Origin of the sequence: Microbulbifer harenosus (assembly GCF_005771435.1) — a bacterium.
GTDB classification, from domain to species: Bacteria; Pseudomonadota; Gammaproteobacteria; order Pseudomonadales; family Cellvibrionaceae; genus Microbulbifer; species Microbulbifer harenosus.
In genome coordinates, this window is the sequence record NZ_VANI01000001.1 from 151611 (window position 1) to 170687 (window position 19077).

Sequence of the window (19077 nt, forward strand, 5' to 3'; positions counted from 1 at the left end):
TCCTGCAGGCAGTTTTTCAGGAAAAAGTAAAAAAGGGGCTTGCGCCCCTTTTCCTGTATTCCTTTTCTCGTTGGTCAGATCCCCTAAGCCAGGCTCTGCTTGATTCCATCCAGAAACAGCTGTACTGCGAGCATCACCAGCACCATTCCCATCAGGCGTTCCACCGCGATCAACCCGCGATTGCCCAAAAGACGAGCAAGTGGTGAAGATGCCAACAGAATCACCGCGGACACCGCCCAGGCACCCAGCAGTGCCAGCGTCCAGTTCCACAGCTGCTCCCCCTCACTGTTCGTCATCAGCATCAGAATGGCCATGGTCGACGGACCGGCCACCAGTGGAACCGCCAGCGGCACAAAGAAAGGCTCGCCTTCCAGCCTCTCCCCCATGATTCCTCCCTCCACGGGAAATACCATACGGATCGCGATCAGAAACAGGATGATCGCACCGGCAATCCGGATTGCCTCCTGCGATAGCCCCAGCCAGGCAAGTACAAACCGGCCCCCATAAAGGAATACCAGCAACACAATCAAGGCAAAGATGAGTTCGCGCATAATCACGTAGAGCTGGCGCCGTTGAGGCACGTTCTTCAAGGCTGCAAGGAACACCGGGATATTACCCAGTGGGTCCATGACGAAGAGGAGGGTGAGGAAGGCGGTTAGGGTGTCCATGGTGGGGTGGTCTTCTTCAAAAATTGAGTAGCAATAAAAAACGGGGCCTTGAGGCCCCGTTCTTATTCTACGCTACTCAGTCGATATTAGAACTTGATGTTCACACCGGTGAAGAAGCGGCGACCGATCACATCGTACATGCCCGGCTCGGTATTAGCATTGAACGCGCTGTGGAAACGCGGCGCATCTTCATCGGTAAGGTTGTTGATACCGAAGGAGAAGTTGATGTTCTGCCAAGTGTAAGATCCGATCAGGTCATGATAGATAATATCTTCAGCTACCGCATCATCTGTAATGGAGGCAGGGCGATGGGCATCGATTGACTCATCTATGAAGCGCATATCCCAATCCAGGGTCCAGTTGTCACCGAAAATCCCCACGTTGGTGTTCCAGCGCCACTCAGGAATCACAAGGAACCCATCTGCAGTCCCAACGAGTTCTCGGGCACCTGCCAGTGGGTATTCACGCTCATAGCTGTCAACCAACGTGGCGGTCCAACCCAGTGTATATCCCTGCATCGGGCCAGCGCTGAGTTCTCCACGGTATCTGGCCGCGAAGTCAAAGCCATTGGTATTCAGCTTGCCTAGGTTACCAAAGGCGCCCTGCGCGTCGCTGGGGTATGGCATGAATCCGAGAGATGGGTCTGTAGGACTTACCGGTGCTCCATCAGCGCCCGTCCAGAAAGGCTTGCCATCCGCGAACGCATCACATGCTACAGAGCTCAAACCTACTGATTCCATGCATGCGGTCATTAGGTCGTTGATGTTTTCCGACCCAATTACATTGTCAATGGAGATATCCCAATAATCTACGCTGAAGGACAGGCCGTCCAAGAATGCAGGAGTATATACAAAGCCAATATTGATGGATTCTGATTCTTCAGGTTTCAGAGGCTTGGCGGGGGCTGAGGTCTCATAATAGGACTGCCACGCAAATCCGACTTCTCCGAGATCTGAGGTATTTAAACCTAAAGCCTGACAGTTATCGTACACCACTTGGGAAATGTCCCCAGCGGCGAGGCGGCGATCAGCGAATTCGCACAATGGCTCGACAATCGGGAATCCTCCGGACGCTCCCTGGTTCAATTCTGAAATATTCGGTGCGCGGAAACCTGTAGAAAAACCTGCACGAACACGAAGGTCCTCAACGGGTTGGTAATCCATGCCGACTTTGTAAGTAGTGGCGGTGCCCGCGGAGGTATTGTAGTCGGAGTAACGGGTTGAGGCGTTAAGATTCAAGTTGTCCAGCACGGGCAAAAATATCTCGCCGTAAACTTCTTGAACAGAGAAACCGCCCTCTTGAGGATCACCTGCCCCTCCAGTTGTCAGGCCACCGGCAACGAATTCATCGGGAATGTACTGTCCTTGTTCGTGGCGATTCTCAAAGCCTATTGCCCAACCCGCTGTTCCACCGGACATACTGAACATATCGCCACTAAAGTTCAGGGCAGCCATTTCCAGGCGTCCCTTATAGAGATCTTTGAGCGAACCTGCAGTGAGATATTTCATTTGACTAGGGGTAATGCTGCCGTAATCCCCAAATGGGTTGATTACGCCACCGGCTGCGGTACAGGCTGCATCTGCGGCACAGGCATCGGGGTCAACTGCGGTAGCCCAGCGGTCGAAACGACCATAATTGGTGGTTTCGTCAGCTGTTTGACTTTCGGCAAAGGTGTAGCTGAAATCCCAACTTACTGAGTCGGTGATGTCACCTTTAAAGCCGGCGACCATGCGGTAAGTGTCCGCGGTTTGTGTGAACAAACGGCCACCGGATTCGACAAATCGGCGGTTAACACGTACTCCAAGGTCAGAGAGTCCCAAATCGTTTGCCGGATTCACGCCGAAAGGGTTGTAGGGGTTACTTGCCGGGACGTAATCATTCCACTGAGTGCCATTGTTGGGCGTTTCAAATGTAGGGGTAACGGCGAAGGACGCGTCTGCCGCGAGGCGCTGATGTGAAGTGCGGCGAGTGTAAAGTGCCTCGAAGTAACCTTCGACATTGTCGGTAATTTCCACATTGCCGAGGGCACCGAACTGCCAGCGCTCATTCGGAGTGATTAGTGCGTTTACGGGAGCATAATTGTAGAGGTCATTATTTGCCCCTGCTGTGACCATCTTTCGCGCCTTTCCTAGTTCAGGATCGTAGATGTAGTCACCTGCTCCTGGAACTCGGATCTTGCGGCTTGTAGAGGATCCCGAGCCAACAGCGACAAACTCTCCATCTTGAAGAAGCGGATATAATGCTTCGGTGGCCCAATCGCGCTCTGCTTGATACATTTCTTCCTGAACTGAATAGCCCAGAGACATCATCATGTTGCCGCGGTCTGCATTTAGACCGGCTAACATCGAAAAGCCGCCATTTTTAGCTTGGCCGTCTTCAGCGCCTTGCCCCATATTGGCATTCAGCTCGAAACCTTCGAAGTCATCTTTTAATATGAAGTTAACTACACCCGCCAGCGCATCAGAACCGTAAATGGTTGAGGCACCGTCTTTCAGCACTTCTACACGATCAATCATTGCTTCTGGAATGGTGTTGATATCTACGCCGCCAGTAGAGCTATTGACATCACCAATCGTACGACGGCCATTCACCAAAACTAGAGTGCGTTTAAACTCCAGGCCGCGCATGTCAATTTTCTTCTGACCCTGCTCCGCACCATTGTTGGTGGAGGTTCCCATCTGGAACCCGGTAAATACAGGGTCTTCCTTTAGGAACTCGTCAATGCTGGCTACACCGGACCTGCTGATTTCTTCGGTGCCATAACTGGCAATCGGGCTGGATGAATCAAAACCGTCACGAGCAATTCGTGAACCGGTGACTACAACCTCTTCCACCATTTGCGCATCTTCTTGTGCGAAGGCAGGCAGAGCCGGAACCATGATCGTAGCTGCAACAGCAACGGACAGAAGGTTCTTTCTCATTGTAAATCCTCTCTTGATCGTTGGATCTTTTTGAATTGTTTCACGAAGCTGGAATGACTACCCCCAAGTGGTCATTCCCTTCCCAACGATCATTTAACGGATGGCGAAATAGTTCCCTCAAGGAAATTGAAAAACATTTTGAGATATATAGTCAGGATATGATGTTTGGGATATATATGTCCGATAATCGTGTGTTGATAGCTATGGGCGGGAACTAGGGGCCCCGCCATGGAGGCGGGGCTGGAGAGGTGAACTTCTGAGGCGGAGGGTTAGAACTGAAAGGTCACGCTACCGTAGAAGAAGCGACCGACAGTGTCATAGCTTCTCATTAGCGTATTCATGTCATCGTAGTTAGTGACATATGGTGGCTGCTGGTTCCAGACGTTGCGGATACCACCGGTAATCTTGATGTTCTCCCAGCGGAAGTAGTTGAAGTTCACATCTTGATACCAAGTAGTGTCAATATGAGTTGCAAGGTCTCCGGCTTGCGGATCAAAGTCATCAACTTCACCCAGCATCCGGACGGTGGTAAACGCGCTCCAGCAGTCGTACTCGTAGCCGAAGGTGGTGTATAGCTTCCACTCAGGGAAAGCCACGATAGCTGTGGTTACCGGGTCTGCACCATAATAGCCGGCCAAATCGATGGTGGGGTCGTCGGCGCTGGCGCGATACTTCCATTCATGCAGATAGGTCGCGGTAGCGTTAACCGTGAAAATACCAGGACCCATCTCCATGCTGTAGTCGAATCCGAGATCGACACCGGAGGTTTCAAAGGTTGAGACGTTCTGGCTATTCAATAGCTGACCGGCAATAGTCAGGTCCGATGCTCGGCGCTGGGGCGCGTCTGCCGAGGGACTGGTGCCTACTGCGGGTGCGCCGGTAATCAGGTCACACAGTGGTGAGCTAAAGTTCGCACTCTCATAACAACCGTTGACAATGGTGTTAGTGGTCAGAGTGCCAATGGCGTCGTCAATACTGATATTGAAGTAATCCAGAGTGAATCCCATGTCATCAGTGAAGGTTGGAGTCCACACGATGCCCAGGGTATAGCTCTCGGATGTTTCAGCATTCAGGTCCGGGTTGCCGCCGAACAGACCGGTTGCCTGTGTGCCGATAGTGGTCCCGGGGGCGATACCGTCAGCCATGCAGTTGGCAACAACGTTGACAGGGTCTTCATCGGCATCGTAGTCGTTACATGGATCGGTATAGGTTTCTGCGGATACGGTTGGGGTCAGGAACAAATCGTCCAGGCCTGGGGCACGGAATCCTTCGGAGTAGGTGCCACGGAAGCGGAGTTGCTCCAGTGGCGCATATTCGATGACTGCGCCAAAGGTGGTGTCACTACCTATGGTGTTGTAGTCGGAATACCGGAATGAAGCTTCGAAAGCGAGAATATCTGCCCACGGGCGTCCTTCCAGCACCGGGACCCTTACTTCTCCATAAAACTCATCGACACTGTAACTGCCGCCCCATGCGTCGCCATTTACAAAGTAGATCTGGCCGATTTCCGCAGCGCCATCAGGAATAATTTCTGTCGTCTCTGAACGGTTTTCATAACCGATGGCCCAAGCGGGCGCCTCACCGGTAAGGGCCCATTCTCCGAAATCACCTACTAGGTTGGCTTGGAAGCTACGTAATCTGGCGCGCTCTATAGGTGAGTTGGTTACTAGGGCATACTGCTGCATGGCAGGGGAGAGACTGTTTTCCGCGAAGGGATTCCAGGCTGTTTCGCCGGTCTCGGCAACGGCAGCCGCACAATCTGGATCGGCGGCGCAAGCGGCTGGGTCAAGGAGGTTTTCGAACCGAATGGTATTGGCCCTGCCGCGGTCTATCTGCGAGTCGATCCAGCGGGAATAGTTGTAAGAAAGGTCCCAGGTCCACTCATTGCAGAACTCACCTTCCAGGCCGACGACGCCGCGCCAGGTATTTAGGTCTTGGGTAAACGAACGGCCACCGGTTTCAGCCAGACGGCGGCCGATGGTGACTGGTTCATTGAATCCCGCGGGGAAGCCTGGGTTCGTCAATGGAACTTCTGGAGCCCAAAAAGTACCCTCCGCTGCCATCAATTGGTCTGAGCGACGGTTAACAAATGACAGCTCAGAGAATCCCCGTATCGTAGTAACGTCTTCCCAGTCCCATAATTCGTAGGTGCCATATCCATAAATGGAAGCAACTTCTTGGGGAGTTACCAGATAGCTAGCTGCCGCGAAATTGTAGCCGTACCGAGCCAGGTCAAAATCTTCGACTTCTCCGGTAACCGGGTCGACAATGAATTGGTCGTTATTCGATAGAGGAGAGAAGCGCGCCGGGATAGTTGTCGGGCTACCGATACAAAGCACGTTGCCACCAGATTCGCCAAGAGGGCACTCGGAGAAGCGGCGGTCTCCCTGCCAGATATCATCGCGCTTGGTGTACTGCGCATTTAGCATCACATGACCTTTGTCGTTCCCTGTACCAAAGGTCACTGCGGCGAGATATTCATCGCCGTCACCGTGCGTGGAGGAACCGTAATCCGCGGTGAGCTCCGCCCCCTCAAACCCTTTCTTGGTGATAATGTTGATGACACCGGCGATGGCGTCAGAACCGTAAATGGTGGATGCTCCGTCGCGAAGTATTTCGACGCGTTCAATGATGGAGGTAGGGATGGTGTTGAGGTCGACCACACCGGTGGCGCCGCCGGATGAGCTGAGGCGGCGACCGTTCATCAGGATCAGTGTGCGGGAAGATCCGAGGCCGCGAAGCGATACTGTCGCCAGGCCGGCACTGCCATTGTTTACCGATGAGCCCAGTTGGCCACCGGTCATTGATGGAATATCTTGCAGGAAATCTTCCAGAGTGGTTTGCCCTGACTGTTCGAGTTGTGCGGCGTCGAACACGCTGATGGGGGTGGCGCTGTTGGTATCTGTCGCACGCTGAATTCGAGAACCGGTTACAACAATTTCCTCAACCTCTGCCTGAGTATCTTGGGCAAAAGAAACGGAGGAAAAGCTGGTTGAAACCGCGGCAGCCGCGATCGCGCCCTTGATTGCCCGAGAAAGACGGGTTCTGTCCATGGTATACCTCTCCTGATACCGGTAATGTTCGCCGAATTTGGCTTTGCTCTCCCTGACAACTGCTTACTTCTATCAATAGAGGCTTGCTAACAACCCTAGAACAATTTTTCTTTCATCAAGAGATTTTGTGAATGAAATTGCGCCTTTGGTTCGTTTGTGCCAATTGCGACGTCATCCGTGGGGAAATGAGCGAACGGAATGTGCGTCAGTTTTTGCCAGGAGCGGGGAGGGGGCGACATTGATGCGGACAGGAAAGGGAAATTCGCGAATCGCAAATAGCTTGGACAACGGCCGGATTTTATTCGTCGCTTGTCCATTCATCGCGGTAATCGCGCTACTGCCAACAGCGTAGTGCGGATTTTAAAAAGGAGAAACCGGTTGTCGCCGGTTGCATCACATGCTGAAACTGAAAGTGGTGTAGCAGTAGCGCCCGGTCAGGTCGTAGGTGCGAGCGTCGAAATTGTCGTTGAATGCCGAGGCGGCGAAAGGCGGTGCCTGGTCCAGCAAGTTGTCGATGCCAATGGCGAAGCGGAAACCACTGGGTACGCCGTATGCCAGTTGCAGATCGTGGGTGGACCAGCTGTCGATGGTGCGAGTGACGGCCTGATCGTTGAGCGTAAAGCTCTCTTCAAGGTCACTCACATAGTGAATGGTGTAGCCGCCTTCCCAGCGACCGCGCTGCCAATAAATACCGGTGTTGGCCTTCCACTCGGGGAGTGAGCCAGCGCCGCCGCTGGCGGCATCGGCAAATGTGCCGGAGAGATCTTCGACCGGGCTGCCTGGCGCGAGCTGGTTTAGGTAGCTCGACATATGGCTGCTGTTCATGGACCAGCGGATCAGTCCGAGTGATTTGGACTGATACTGGTAGCGCATGGACGCATCGACGCCGCGCACTTCACGGGCGCCGATATTCAGGCGGGTAGCGACGATGCGAGTGATGTCGCCTTCGCCGTCGCGTTGCACGCGATCGCGGAACAGTCCGTGATAGGCATTTTTCGTGATCAGGTACTGGGGGCTGGTATCAATCACGTCGTTCTGGCGGATCTCAAACAGGTCAAGGCTGGCATGAAATCCGGTGAAGTCGCCGGGGGTCCATACGATGCCAAGGGACCGGTTGTCTGAAGTTTCCGGTTGAAGGTTCGGGTTGCCACCATATTCCGTCAGATACTGGATGCGGTCCTGATCCGCGCGACCGTTGCAGCCGGGCAGTTGGTCGGCATTGCTATTGGTGCAGGGGTCGAACAGGAATTCCTGGCTTTGGTGGCCGGTCTGGTTCATGTCGATGAGCGTGGGAGCCTTGAATCCGGTGGCATAACTCGCGCGCACCAGCAGCGTCGGCCACGGGCGCCAGCGCAGTGCAATTTTTGGATTGGCGGTGTTGCCGAAGTCGCTGTACTCGGAATAGCGCAGCGCGCCGTCGAGCCACAGGCGGTCTGCTTTTAATGGCAGGGAAATTTCGGCAAATGCCTCGCCGATCAGGCGTTGCCCCTCCGCCGCACCCGAGGCTACGCCACCAATCAGCGAGAGACCGGCAGAATCGGTAGAGGTGAAATCTATGGCCTCGCGGCGGATTTCAATACCGGCGGCGGCGAGTATTTCTCCGGCGGCGTTCCCGCCCAATGGGCCATCGGCGACATAGGTAACCGAATGCATACGGGTGGTGCCGTCGACGCGGTTCTCTGCGCGGATATAGCCCAGCTGTACGCCGTCGATACTACCGGGGGCGCCAAGCAGGTTGACCGCTACGCAGCCGTTTTCTTCGGCACAGACATCCGGCCCTTTGAGGGCGAGGGAAAGGCGGTTCGGGTCAATCAGGTTGCTGAGGGTTTCGTTGGCTCGGGTGTAATGGGTCGCAGCGGTAAGCTCCCAGCGCCATTCGTCGGCTTGTCCTTTTATGCCGGTGTTCAGGCGCCAGGTGTCGGTGTCGTTATTCTGGATTCGCGGGCCCAGCTCTTGTACACGCTTCCGTACGTCAGTGATTTCTTCGCCAAACGGGTTGTAGATCTGATCGCGCGCGATGCTGAGATCGCCATTGTCGAAGCGGGTAAAGACGGGCGTGGGCGCCATTGTCAATTCAGAGCGGGTACGAATAACCATGGACTCTGCGTAGGCGTCCACGGTGTCAGACAGGCTGTGACTGGCGGCAACATAAAGGGACTGACGCTCGGAGGGAACCAGGGCGGAGGTGTGCTCGCGGAAGTTATACAGGAAGTCCTCGCTCCAGGGGGTAAACCCGTCTCCGTCATTGGTGACGACGCCGCTGGCGAGCGAAATATATCCCGACGGGGAAGCGGATGAGCGCACATCAGTACCGCCGAGGGCGCGGTTGTCGGCGGAGTCGGACAGATCCCGATCGCGACTCCGAATTTCGCCCTGGCGGTAGTGGGCGAGGCTGAACATCAAGTGGCTGGTCTCGCTGCCGCCACCCCAGGTAATGCTGTATGAATTGGTCCGCTGGTCGCCGCGCACCGCCTGGCCGTAATAACTGCTGATATCCAGCCCGTCAAAATCCCGCCGCAGGATGATGTTCACCACCCCGGCAATAGCGTCGGAGCCGTATACGGCCGAGGCGCCGTCTTTCAGTACTTCGATGCGGTCTACCGCGGAGAGCGGAATGGTGTTCAGGTCCGCCGCTTCTCCACCGAATCCGTTGTTGACGATGCGCCGGCCGTTGATCAGCACCAGGGTATTGCTTGCGGGAAGGCCGCGCAGGGTGACGGTGGCCGTGCCATTGCCGCCGTTGGTGACAGACGTGCTGGTGGAATTACCTGAAACCGCGGGCAGGAACTTAAGCAGCTCGGCGACGGTTTGTGCGCCGGTGATTTCCAGTTCCGGTTGCGCAAGCACATCGATCGGCGCGTAGCTGTCGAGCTTCAGGTGGCGCAGGTGGCTGCCGGTAAGACTCTGCCCGGTAACCGTGACTTCTTCTGCAGGCAGGGTTTGCACCGCTGCCGCATGATCGCTCTCTGATTCTGTGGGGCGGGCAATGATCGCCACCGCATTGGTGCCGGTGTGCATGAAGGTCAGTGGCGTCTTGTCCAGGAGCTGATGAAGCGCCGGGGCGATACTGCCATTGGAGGTTTCCAGGTGCTGCTCTCTAACCTGGATGCTGGACACACTGTTGGGTTGCATCACCAGCGACACCCGGCATTGCTTGCCAAGGGCAATCAGTGCGCGGGAAAGAGGGCCGGAAGGAAGCTGGACGCCGGATTTCGGGCAGGCGGAGAGAGCACTCCCGGAGAATGCCAGCAGGCCTGTCAGAGACAGTGTTACCCAGTGCCGGAAGTCCAATGCTTTCGTCTCACCCGCGCAGTCGGCGCGATCAGCGGCCGCGACTGCATGCATTCTGATGGATTATCTGGTGAAGGTGAGCGCAAGCTTTTGGCTAAAAAAAGTACGATCACCCGAAGCGAGGTTTATATCTCAGTTAGGCTTGGGGGACAAGAGAGTCAGGTTGGGATTGCTGTGATCCTGGCTCAATCCCAGTGCGGCGGCGATGGCGGAAAGCGTGTTTTCCGGGTCGGTCAGCTCGAAGGTGCCGGACAGAGTCCTGTCACCCACTGCAGGTGCTGCAGCGGCAGGTACCTTGAGATAGCGGTTCAGTTCTTCCAATGCCTCGTTGAGCGGGGTTTCGTCAAAGACCAGCTGACCCTGAGTCCAGTCAAGTGCCTCCTGCTCGGAGGTGCGGCCGACTTCGGACAGGCCGCTGCCAGACACGCTGACCTTCTGATTGCGGGTCAGCTTGACGGTTTCCGGCCGCAGGCCACTGGCGGCGCTGGCCTCGCTCACGGCCACGGTGCCGCCGGTGACGGATACACGGGTGTTCTCGGGGTTGCGCTCCACATTGAACTGGGTGCCCAGCACGCGGATATTGGCGCTACCGGCGCTTACGGTGAAGGGGCGTGCGGTCTGGCGGGCCACATTGAAGTAAGCCTCGCCGCGCAGCAGTTGTGTGCGGCGCTCTTCGCGGCTGAAGTTGACGATTAGCTCCGAGTTGGTGTTCAGCTGTACGCGTGAACCATCGGGGAGATCAACAGTGCGCATTTCGCCGACAGCCGTGGTGTACATCTGCTGTTGCGTTGGTGTCTGTTGCAACCACTGGTTGCCAATCCAAAGGGCAATGCCAAGGCAGGCTGCAACGGCACTGCCGCCCATCAGCCATTGAGGCAGGTTCCATCCGCGGCTGGAGGGCTCGTCGCCGGCCGGCGTTGGGCGCCCGCGGCTTGCTTGATTAGCGGTGTCGCGGTGGTGAGACGCGGGAACGCTTTCGGGGTAGATTTCGTCGAGCGGCAGGCGGGAGAGTACACCCAGGTCGCCCCAGAGTTCACACATTTCCTCAAAGGCTTTGTGGTTCGCCGGAGACTCCGCCATCCATTGGGCAAAAGCGCGGCGGTCGGTATCGCTGAGCGCGTCGGAACGCAGGCGCGCGATCCAGGCACACGCCTGGTCCAGCCTGTCTTCCGTTGGTACGTCTTGTACTTCCTGAGGGTTCACCGCACTAATACCTTGTTTTCCGATAACCTGTTGGACTGCCTGTCAGAGTTGTCATTTGGGTGGTAAGTGCCTTTCCTCAGGCCTTAACTGCCTGGATGCACCAATATGGTGCTATGGGAAGGCGCTCAAATCAACTGCTACAAACTTTCTGTGCAATTTTTGCGAAAAAACGCCGAAAAATTTAGCACAAATTTCTCACGGAATCCGTTTTTTCTTGTTCAGATGCCGCTGCTCATAGGTAAGACGAGCAGCGGGGGGATTACCTCAAACAAATTCGAATTAATTTGCTGCACCGCGGTGCACTGGTCAGCCGGTGTGCGCCAGACTGGTTCGAATCCTGTTGGGCACGGCAGTGCGGTGTCGGTAAAGCGCCACAGCAAGCCTGTACGCCACGGAGGGGCGGATTGAGATTGGTTGCGGGATTAGAGGTTTCCGGTTTTCTGCCGGCAGACCTTCAGCGCCTGCAGAATGTACTTCTCCACACTGCTGACGGATATGTTCATATCTTCAGCGATTTCGCTATAGGAGAGGCCTCGGTTGCGGTGCAACAGGAAAGCCTGGCGGCACTTAAGAGGCAGGCTGTCCATGGCTTCGTGAATGGCCTGTAGTTGTTGCCTGGCAGCGAGAACCCGTTCCGGAGAGTGGTGGTCGGCGTGGTCATCCTCGCCGGTGCTGTCGACGGGCAGGTGCTGGTTGACGTAATCAATATGCAGCTTCCCCCGGCGCAGCTGATCCAGCGCCAGATTGTTGGCAATCTGGAAGAGGTAGGCGCGGGGGTTCTCCAGATCCTTTTCATCGGTAAGGTTCTGCAGGCGCAGATAGGCGTACTGGGCAATGTCTTCGGCGTCTTCAGGGCTGCGCACAATGCGAGTGACGAAGCGCACCAGTGCCTGGCCGTGTTCGGCAAACAGCTTCTCCAGAAGTGTCTTCCGGGCTTTATTCATTGGTTGGTGAAATCCCCGTACAGCGCTCGTTGTGATTGTTGTGGTTGCTTTGTCTCGAGCCGGGCAAGTTATAACACAGGCGTATAGCAATCGACGAGTGGTCGTTTTGACACGATAAGTTGACCGAATTGTCCTCAAGTTCGTCCTCTTCGGGAGGCGGAGCCGAGAAAACGTTGTTTGCGGTGCTCCCCGCCGACGCCGGCTGGCGGGTGTCTACTCCTGGGCGGTGATGTCGCTATAATGGCCGACTTCTCAAGTGCCGCTGCCGGCATATTCCGTCCAAATCAGGGCACCCCAAGGTGCGGAGAGCGAATGAGTTATCAAGTACTGGCGCGCAAGTGGCGGCCGCGGTTGTTCCGGGAGATGGTGGGCCAGGAGCATGTGCTCCAGGCCCTGATCAATGCCCTGGACAACAACCGCCTGCACCACGCCTATCTGTTTGCCGGTACCCGCGGAGTGGGCAAGACCACCATTGCGCGGATTCTCGCCAAGTGCCTCAACTGCGAAACCGGTGTCAGTTCTGAACCCTGCGGCCAGTGCTCGGTATGTAACGAGATTGCCGAAGGGCGCTTTGTGGACCTGATCGAGGTGGACGCGGCTTCCCGCACCAAGGTGGAGGATACCCGCGAGCTGCTGGAAAATGTGCAGTATGCGCCCACAAGGGGTCGCTACAAGGTGTACCTGATCGACGAGGTGCACATGCTGTCCAACAGCTCTTTCAACGCCCTGTTGAAAACGCTGGAAGAGCCTCCGCCCCATGTCAAATTCCTGCTGGCCACCACCGATCCGCAGAAGCTGCCGGTCACGGTGCTATCCCGCTGTCTGCAGTTCAATCTGAAGAACATGAGCCCGGAGCGGGTGGTTGAGCACCTGCGTTTCGTACTGGAAAAAGAGCTGGTGCCGTTTGAGGAGGCCGCCCTGTGGCTGCTCGGGCGCGCTGCCGACGGCAGCATGCGCGATGCCATGAGTCTTACCGACCAGGCCATTGCGTTTGGCGGTGGCAAGATCAGCGAGGCGGAAGTGCGGGCCATGCTCGGCACACTCGACAGCAGTCTGGTGTGGAAGCTGGTACAGGCACTGGCGGATGAGAACCCGGCGGCGCTGTTCGCCGCGGTCAACGATCTCTCGCAGCACGCACCGGATTACAGCGCTGCACTGGCGGAACTCGCGTCCATTCTCCACCGTATCGCCATTGCTCAGGTGCTACCGGAGGCGATCGACAACGCCCTCGGCGATGCGGAACAGCTGCAACAACACGCGGCCGCCATCGCCAGTGAAAACGTGCAACTTTTCTACCAGATGGCCCTGCTCGCACGCCGAGACCTGCCGCTGGCGCCGGACCCTCGCGGCGGTTTTGAGATGGCGCTTTTGCGGATGCTGGCATTCAAGCCACAGGGCGTTGCCAACATTCCAACGGCCCGTCTCGCCGGTGCCGGCCAGGCCGTTGAACACAAACCGGCGCCACAGCCGGTATCGGCACCGGTTGCAGCAGAGCCGCAGCCTGCGCCAACAGTGAATGAGACTGTCGCTCAGGCGCCTGCAGGGGCGTCTGTGTCCTCCAGCCCGCCCCCGGCCGAGCCAACCCGTCCAGAGCCGCAGTCTGCGCCGCCACAGGACGACACACCGCCGTGGGACGACGAGCCGGTGAGCGAAAGTCCGGACCGCGGGCTGGAGTCGCGCCCACTCGAGCCGAACTACACGGCAAGCCGGAGTGACAGCGAAAAAAAGCCCGCAGCTGACGAGAAGCCGCTATCTCCAGCGGCGGAGCCCGCCGCGTCCGCATTTGCCGCAGTAGCGGAAGAAGAATTTGTTGTGTCTGCGATACCTGAAAACACGGTCGCACCGGTAAGCGAGGGCGCACCGGCAGAGGATGATGACCGCGCCGCCATGCGCGAGCGCTTGCGGCAACAGGTAGCCGAAGCGCAGACTGCGCCGGCAGCGCGGGCGCCGATTCCTCCCAGTGTGCCCGCGCAGCCAGCGCCAGTTGTGCCGCCGGCGCGTCTGGAAGCGTTGTCGCCCGGCAGCTGGCCGGCTATGTATCCGCAGATCGGCGTGACCGGTATTCTCCACTCCATTGCCTCGCATCTGGAGTTGCAGGGGCGGCAGGACCATATACTGTCTTTTATCCTGGACCAGTCTTTCAGCAGCCTCTACGACGACGGCCATCAGCGCCGCCTCGCCGATGTGTTGGGAGACTTTTTCGGCCAGCCGGTAAGTGTTCATATCCAGGTGGGCGAAGTCCACGGTGGAACGCCGGCGCGACTGGTGGCGGCTACCCGCGAGGCGCAGTTACTCTCCGCCCGCGACGCCCTCAACCGGGACCCGCTGGTGCAGGATCTGCAGGCGGAGCTGGGCGCGCAGCTGGTTCCGGAAACCGTGGAATACCTGGGCTGACCAGAGCAAAAATCTACTGCGTGCGCCCTGGTGGCGCCCGGCGGTCATTACCAGCCACGTGCTTGCGACGATTTTTAGCGTTCTCCGCATGTGTTGAATGAATTAATGGAAGGGTGACTCCCATGATGAAAGGTTTGGGCGATTTGATGCAGCAGGCCCAGAAGATGCAGGCCGATATGCAGGAGCGCATGGAGAAAATCCAGCAAGAGCTGGCTGACCTGCGCGTTACCGGTGAATCCGGCGCGGGCATGGTGAAGGTCACCATGAACGGTCGTCACGACGTAGTAGGCGTCAACATCGACCAGAGCCTGCTCGGCGAAGACAAGGAAATGCTCGAAGACCTGCTGGCCGCAGCGGTGAACGATACCGTGCGCCGGGTGGAAGAAGCCGCGCAAAAGGTGCAGAAGGAGCAAATGGGTGGGCTCGCCGCCGGCATGAACCTGCCGGAAGGGTTCAAGTTCCCGTTCGGCTGACGGGCTTACCGTCGAGAGCCCATCGAGCATACCGGGCCCAATCGGGCCCTTTTTGTTAGTGACCCCTTTTTGTTATTGAACCGGCGTACCCGATAAATGTTCAGTCCCTTGATTGAAGACCTGATTCGCGCACTGCGCTGCCTGCCCGGTGTCGGTCCCAAATCCGCGCAGCGCATGGCGATGTATCTGCTGGAAAAAGACCGCGATGCCGCTGGCCTGCTCGCCCACTCGCTGCAGCAGGCGGTGGAAAGAGTCGGCCGCTGCAGCCGCTGTCGCACGCTTACCGAGCAAGCAGTGTGCGCCTTGTGCAACAACACCCGGCGCGATCATTCTCTGCTGTGTGTGGTGGAAACCCCGGCGGATGTGCTCGCCATTGAACAGGCGGGCAACTACCACGGCCTCTACTTCGTATTGCACGGCCACCTGTCCCCCATTGACGGCGTTGGGCCAGCGGACCTCGGGCTCGACCTGCTGGGCGAGCGCCTGGGCGAGCAGGAAGAGGAGCGTATTGCCGAGCTGATCATTGCCACCAACCCCACCGTGGAAGGCGAAGCCACCGCCCAGTTCATCGCCGAGCGTGCCCGCGCCAAAGGTGTCAAAGTGAGCCGTATTGCCCACGGCGTCCCCATTGGTGGCGAGCTGGAATATATCGACGGCGGTACCCTGGCGCACGCATTCAATAGCCGCACCGCCCTTTAAGCTGGTTTTCTGATGCCCGAACAAATCAACAAACAACTGGTCGACACCACGCCCATCTGGATCGACAGCAGCACCCAGCTGGCGGAACTCTGTGCCCGCTGGCGCACCCAGAGCGCGGTGGCGCTGGATACCGAATTCATGCGCAGCCGCACCTTCTATCCACTGCCTGCACTGGTGCAGATCGGGGACGGTAAACACTGCTATCTGATCGACAATCTCGCCATCGACGATTTGGGGCCGCTCAGGGAGCTGCTGCTGGACACGCGCGTGGTCAAAATCATGCATTCCTGCAGTGAGGATTTGGAAACCCTAGATCGCCTGCTCGGCGCCATACCCGAGCCAATCTTCGATACTCAGGTGGCAGCGGCCATTTCCGGTATGGGCGCGGGCCTCGGATACGCTGCCACCGTGCAGCAGCTGCTGCAGATTGAACTGCCGAAAAGCGAGACCCGCTCCGACTGGCTGCAGCGGCCACTCAGCGAGTCTCAGAAAAACTATGCGGCCCTCGATGTGGCCTGGCTGCCACTGATTTACGGCATGCTGCTGAAAAAACTGCGCGAGCTGGGGCGCCTCGACTGGTTGCGGGAAGACTGCGACGCGATTATCCAGGCCGCGCGCCAGACGGAAGTGCCGGAGCTCTACTACCTCAAAGTGAAGGGGGCGTGGCGCCTGCGGCAGAAACAGCTTGCGGTGCTGCAGGACCTGTGCGCGTGGCGCGAGCGTGAAGCGCGCGAGCGGGATATACCGCGCAATCACCTGTTAAAAGAAAATGTCTGTCTCGGCCTCGCCCAGTCGATGCCGAAGCATCTCGCTACCCTGGGCCAGCCCGGGCTTGAGGGCAAGACGATGCGCAAATACGGTGAGACCCTGCTGCAGATCATCGCTGCCGCCAGCGAGCGCACTGACCTGCCTCCGCGTATGCCTATGCCGCTGAATCGCGAGCAGGGCGAGGATCTGAAACTGCTGCGACAGAAAGTTACCGAACTCGCCGAGGCGGCGGGCCTGCCGCCGGAAATCCTGGTGCGCAAAAAAGAACTGGAAAACCTGGTGCAGGCGGAAAAGCCCGAGCTGGAAGGCCGCCTGCTGGGATGGCGCAGAACTGTTGTCGGTGAGCCACTGCTGGATGAACTGAACCGATTGAGAAACGCATAATGAAACTTCTTTGCGATATTTACCGCAGCCCGCGCAAGGACGAAATGTATCTGTATGTGCAGAAGCAGGATGGCGTGTCCAAAGTGCCGGAAAGCCTGCAGCAGCTGTTTGGTGCACCGGTGCATGTGACCACCATGCTGATCACCCCCGAGCGCAAACTGGCGCGTGCGGATGCGCAGAAGGTCATACACGCGCTGCAGGAACAGGGCTACTATCTGCAAATGCCGCCGGCGCAGGATGACGAAATGCGGGCAATTGCCGCGCAGAACAGCAAACTGCCCCGCGGCTGAATTCGGAGTTGCGGACGTGGTAAGCCAAAGGCCATTCTGGCAGCGCAAAACCCTCGCGGAAATGACGGTTTCCGAGTGGGAATCCCTCTGCGACGGTTGTGGTCGCTGCTGCCTGCACCGGCTGGAAGACGAGGACACCGGAGAGGTCTACACCACCCGTGTGGCCTGCAAGCTGTTGGACAGCCACAGCTGCCGCTGCAGTGATTACCCAAACCGCAAACAGAAGGTGCCAGACTGTATCCAGTTGACCCCGGAAGACGCCGCCAGCTTTGCCTGGTTACCCGCTACCTGCGCCTACCGCTTGCTGGCCCAGGGGGGGCGGTTGCCCGAGTGGCACCCGCTGGTTTCCGGCGATCCGGAATCCGTGCATAAAGCGGGTATTTCTGTGAGGGATCAGGTGATCAGTGAGGAGCAAGTGCAGGTGGAAGATTATGAAGATCACATCGTCGTCTGGATCGGTGACGATTGAAAAATTTATTAGCGAAAGGATACCGTTAAACATCGTTATTCCCGCAAGGGCGGGAACCCGGAAACCCCGGGGTGGCGAGAATTAAATGGTTAACGGCGCCCGATAGCCAAACGAAAAATGAACCATTAATAAAGACAAGCGGAAAGATAATGGCAGAAGAATTCAAGGTGGCCTGGGCAATATATGCCGGCGGTGTGGTGGTATTGCTGGCGGCGGGCTGGTGGTTTATGCGCAACTGGCACTGGTCCTGGCTGCGCAATCTGTTTTTGCTGGTGTCCGCTACCGTACTACTGGTACCCGCGCGTGGCACTATGGACGACGCACCGCTGACACCGGTTCTGCCGCTTTTCGCATATCAGATGGTGTTCGAGGAAAATGGTGCAACCCCGGAGGTGACCGCCAGCTTGGTGTTTGCCGCAGGTGGAGCCTTTGCGGTCATGCTGATTATTGGCATCGTCGGACTGATACTCCGCCGCCGTAAAGACCGCCCAATGACAGAAAGTGACCAGTACTGATTTGCTGGATCTTTCCCGTCGCGCCGGCGGCCAGTTCTTGCGGCATCCGGCGCCATTCCCTTCTCGCAGACCTTTCCCCCGGCTTCTGAGTTCCCCGGTTGCTGCTATATCTAATAGAGCCCGCAACAACCCCTCCCATTGAAGGGAGCGCTGACGGTGCGGCGCCGAATGGCACAATGACGCGCCAGCAGGCACGATTCAAAAGCCGGACTTAACCGCCCGCAAGAACAATGGACAAACACAAAGTGCCTTCACTGGCGTTTTCTGTGCATGGAATGAAGGGACAGGGATGCTCGACCACCTGCTAATTCTGACTGCGGTCATGCTGGTCTCCGGTATTCTCGGTGGCCTGGTTAACTACTATCAGATGCTGTTCACCGAAGAAGACCCAGCCGGCCTTGCCCGATGCCTGATCATGGGGCTGTGCGGCGCATTGATGGTGCCGATTTTTCTCAAGTTCACCCAGAGCGACTTGCTGATCGAAATTCAGGGTGACCCTTCGCGCCTGCTGATTTTCACAGGATATTGTCTGCTTGCCGCCATTGCCTCGCGCATGTTCGTATTCAACGCTGCGCGCCGTCAGCTGCGAGATGCCAGCATCGCACGCGCACGGGTGGAAAATCTGGAGCAGGAAATCCGCGCCATGCAGTTGGAGATGATGCCGTTATTGGAGCACGAGATAGAGGGCGATCCAGATCAGGGGCCGACGCTCGATTTCAACCAGATCCGCAAGCTCGACGACAATGCCCTGCAGGTGCTCGGCCTGCTGAACAACGGCGACTGCGTGTTTCGCTCGCTGGCGGGGATGGTGCAGGAGGGCAATATGGAAACGAACTCTGTGGCCCGTGCCCTGAACAGTCTGCTGGTGCTGGAAATGGTGGGTAAAATCCACAGTCATCTCGGTATCCGCTGGTACATCACCGACAAGGGCCGCCAGGTAGTCCGCCGCCGCCGCGCGCAGGTTGCATAAACAAGATCACCGGAAACACAGAGTCCAGGCCCCGC

The 19077-nt window shown here is 57.4% G+C and carries 14 protein-coding genes; 8 read left to right on the plus strand and 6 right to left on the minus strand.

All coding sequences use genetic code 11. The features are described from left to right. Nucleotides 1-83: 83 nt before the first annotated feature. From FDY93_RS00585 to FDY93_RS00610, 6 genes are all read right to left on the minus strand, one after another. A complete protein-coding gene (locus FDY93_RS00585; protein WP_138233795.1) occupies nt 84-668 on the minus strand; it encodes a MarC family protein in 585 nt (194 codons plus the stop codon). Nucleotides 669-754: 86 nt separating this feature from the next. Beyond that, nucleotides 755-3589: a TonB-dependent receptor domain-containing protein gene (locus FDY93_RS00590; RefSeq protein ID WP_138233796.1), complete on the minus strand. Its 2835-nt coding sequence runs from the start codon at nt 3587-3589 to the stop codon at nt 755-757. A gap of 269 nt (nt 3590-3858) precedes the next feature. Beyond that, nucleotides 3859-6642, minus strand: coding sequence for a TonB-dependent receptor plug domain-containing protein (locus tag FDY93_RS00595; protein ID WP_138233797.1), 2784 nt, complete (start codon nt 6640-6642; stop codon nt 3859-3861). Between the two features lie 393 nt (nt 6643-7035). Further along, the gene (locus tag FDY93_RS00600; protein ID WP_246068401.1) at nt 7036-9987 is read right to left on the minus strand and encodes a TonB-dependent receptor; all 2952 of its coding nucleotides are present in this window, start codon (nt 9985-9987) and stop codon (nt 7036-7038) included. 78 nt (nt 9988-10065) lie between these two features. Continuing rightward, nucleotides 10066-11136 carry a FecR family protein gene (locus tag FDY93_RS00605; RefSeq protein WP_138233798.1) on the minus strand — a complete coding sequence of 357 codons (1071 nt, stop codon included), beginning with the start codon at nt 11134-11136 and terminating at the stop codon, nt 10066-10068. A gap of 422 nt (nt 11137-11558) precedes the next feature. Further along, the gene (locus FDY93_RS00610) at nt 11559-12080 is read right to left on the minus strand and encodes an RNA polymerase sigma factor (protein ID WP_138233799.1); all 522 of its coding nucleotides are present in this window, start codon (nt 12078-12080) and stop codon (nt 11559-11561) included. 312 nt (nt 12081-12392) lie between these two features. Here FDY93_RS00610 and dnaX point away from each other — a divergent pair, with 312 nt between their 5' ends. The 8 genes from dnaX (at nt 12393) to FDY93_RS00650 (ending at nt 19042) form a co-directional block, all read left to right on the plus strand. Next, nucleotides 12393-14474 (plus strand): DNA polymerase III subunit gamma/tau, encoded by a 2082-nt coding sequence (gene dnaX, locus FDY93_RS00615; RefSeq protein WP_138233800.1) that lies wholly within the window; start codon nt 12393-12395, stop codon nt 14472-14474. Between the two features lie 125 nt (nt 14475-14599). Beyond that, nucleotides 14600-14947 (plus strand): YbaB/EbfC family nucleoid-associated protein, encoded by a 348-nt coding sequence (locus FDY93_RS00620; RefSeq protein WP_138233915.1) that lies wholly within the window; start codon nt 14600-14602, stop codon nt 14945-14947. Nucleotides 14948-15043: 96 nt separating this feature from the next. Next, nucleotides 15044-15646: a recombination mediator RecR gene (gene recR / locus FDY93_RS00625; RefSeq protein WP_138233801.1), complete on the plus strand. Its 603-nt coding sequence runs from the start codon at nt 15044-15046 to the stop codon at nt 15644-15646. Nucleotides 15647-15658: 12 nt separating this feature from the next. Beyond that, the gene (gene rnd / locus FDY93_RS00630) at nt 15659-16798 is read left to right on the plus strand and encodes a ribonuclease D (protein ID WP_138233802.1); all 1140 of its coding nucleotides are present in this window, start codon (nt 15659-15661) and stop codon (nt 16796-16798) included. Beyond that, complete coding sequence (locus tag FDY93_RS00635) at nt 16798-17088, plus strand: YcgL domain-containing protein (protein ID WP_138233803.1); 291 nt, start codon at nt 16798-16800, stop codon at nt 17086-17088. The genes rnd and FDY93_RS00635 overlap by 1 nt, the downstream gene beginning before the upstream one ends. Nucleotides 17089-17104: 16 nt before the next feature. Then, nucleotides 17105-17557 carry a YcgN family cysteine cluster protein gene (locus FDY93_RS00640; RefSeq protein WP_281282501.1) on the plus strand — a complete coding sequence of 151 codons (453 nt, stop codon included), beginning with the start codon at nt 17105-17107 and terminating at the stop codon, nt 17555-17557. Between the two features lie 149 nt (nt 17558-17706). Continuing rightward, nucleotides 17707-18072 carry a hypothetical protein gene (locus tag FDY93_RS00645; RefSeq protein ID WP_138233805.1) on the plus strand — a complete coding sequence of 122 codons (366 nt, stop codon included), beginning with the start codon at nt 17707-17709 and terminating at the stop codon, nt 18070-18072. A 289-nt stretch (nt 18073-18361) separates the two neighbouring features. Further along, complete coding sequence (locus tag FDY93_RS00650) at nt 18362-19042, plus strand: YEATS-associated helix-containing protein (protein WP_138233806.1); 681 nt, start codon at nt 18362-18364, stop codon at nt 19040-19042. Nucleotides 19043-19077: the final 35 nt, after the last annotated feature.

Bases quoted from the DNA above. Each gene is read 5' to 3' on its own strand.
- FDY93_RS00585 (WP_138233795.1), bottom strand. From the start codon at position 668: ATGGACACCCTAACCGCCTTCCTCACCCTCCTCTTCGTCATGGACCCA.
- FDY93_RS00590 (WP_138233796.1), bottom strand. From the start codon at position 3,589: ATGAGAAAGAACCTTCTGTCCGTTGCTGTTGCAGCTACGATCATGGTT.
- FDY93_RS00595 (WP_138233797.1), bottom strand. From the start codon at position 6,642: ATGGACAGAACCCGTCTTTCTCGGGCAATCAAGGGCGCGATCGCGGCT.
- FDY93_RS00600 (WP_246068401.1), bottom strand. From the start codon at position 9,987: ATGCATGCAGTCGCGGCCGCTGATCGCGCCGACTGCGCGGGTGAGACG.
- FDY93_RS00610 (WP_138233799.1), bottom strand. From the start codon at position 12,080: ATGAATAAAGCCCGGAAGACACTTCTGGAGAAGCTGTTTGCCGAACAC.
- dnaX (WP_138233800.1), top strand. From the start codon at position 12,393: ATGAGTTATCAAGTACTGGCGCGCAAGTGGCGGCCGCGGTTGTTCCGG.
- FDY93_RS00620 (WP_138233915.1), top strand. From the start codon at position 14,600: ATGAAAGGTTTGGGCGATTTGATGCAGCAGGCCCAGAAGATGCAGGCC.
- recR (WP_138233801.1), top strand. From the start codon at position 15,044: ATGTTCAGTCCCTTGATTGAAGACCTGATTCGCGCACTGCGCTGCCTG.
- rnd (WP_138233802.1), top strand. From the start codon at position 15,659: ATGCCCGAACAAATCAACAAACAACTGGTCGACACCACGCCCATCTGG.
- FDY93_RS00635 (WP_138233803.1), top strand. From the start codon at position 16,798: ATGAAACTTCTTTGCGATATTTACCGCAGCCCGCGCAAGGACGAAATG.
- FDY93_RS00645 (WP_138233805.1), top strand. From the start codon at position 17,707: ATGGCAGAAGAATTCAAGGTGGCCTGGGCAATATATGCCGGCGGTGTG.
- FDY93_RS00650 (WP_138233806.1), top strand. From the start codon at position 18,362: ATGCTCGACCACCTGCTAATTCTGACTGCGGTCATGCTGGTCTCCGGT.